Source organism: Mesorhizobium sp. M4B.F.Ca.ET.143.01.1.1 (assembly GCF_004792275.1).
In the GTDB taxonomy this organism is placed as follows: Bacteria; Pseudomonadota; Alphaproteobacteria; order Rhizobiales; family Rhizobiaceae; genus Mesorhizobium; species Mesorhizobium abyssinicae.
Window position 1 is genome coordinate 1 of sequence record NZ_SRSR01000091.1, and the last position, 459, is coordinate 459.

1 pseudogene is annotated in these 459 nt (G+C 58.2%); it reads left to right on the forward strand.

The features are described from left to right. Positions 1 to 459 (forward strand): annotated as a pseudogene (locus tag EN786_RS38105) (hypothetical protein); the annotation flags it as partial.

Sequence of the window (459 nt, forward strand, 5' to 3'; positions counted from 1 at the left end):
CAACGAGGGCGACCTCTACTTTCTGACCGAGGACGTGGACTACGAAAAGATCCCCGGTGCCGGCGTCCTCAGCGAGGATGCCGAGGATCTTGGTTCGACGCTTGGAATCACCCAGAAGGCGGGCATCCTCTATGTTTGCCGCGACGGTTCCCAAGTCTATTTCAGACCCAGGAAGGATGAATGGGTCCGGATTTGCGAGCGTGACGTCGATGGAATGGCAAACAATTTCCTGGAGGGCATCGCCGCGATCAGCCCGAACAAACTGGCGGTCTGCGGATACACCCACAGCCGCCCCAAGCATGCCGCACGAGGTTGCCTCTACTTCTACAACGATGGGGAATGGGGCCAGGCAGAACTCCCAAACAATCAGTCCTTGTATGATCTTGTCTTTGTGGACGCATCGCGTCTCGTTGCCGTGGGCGGCGGCGGTACCATTGTTACGGGAACAGGACCTGGCAC